This is a genomic window from Streptomyces sp. DT190 (assembly GCF_049846985.1).
GTDB lineage: Bacteria > Actinomycetota > Actinomycetes > Streptomycetales > Streptomycetaceae > Streptomyces.
In genome coordinates this window covers 1-221 of the sequence record NZ_JBNCNM010000101.1, presented here as the reverse complement: position 1 = coordinate 221, position 221 = coordinate 1, and the positions used below count along the sequence as shown (strand labels likewise).

Sequence of the window (221 nt, the reverse complement as noted above, 5' to 3'; positions counted from 1 at the left end):
TCGCCGGCATGGAGGGTCTTGGGCAACGTCTCGTGCTGAAGGGCCAGCACCATCTTGATCACACCGACCACACCGGCCGCCGCCTGCGCATGCCCGATGTTCGACTTGGACGAACCCAGCCACACCGGCCGGCCCTCAGGACGATCGGGCCCGAAGACCTCGGCCAGCGCACCCGCCTCGATCGGATCACCCAACGACGTACCCGTCCCATGCGCCTCGAT

General features: G+C 67.4%; 1 protein-coding gene. It reads right to left on the bottom strand.

The window, feature by feature from the left end:
- A partial coding sequence (locus ACPXCS_RS39775; protein ID WP_425971266.1) for a hypothetical protein occupies window positions 1-221 on the bottom strand: 221 nt, incomplete at both ends.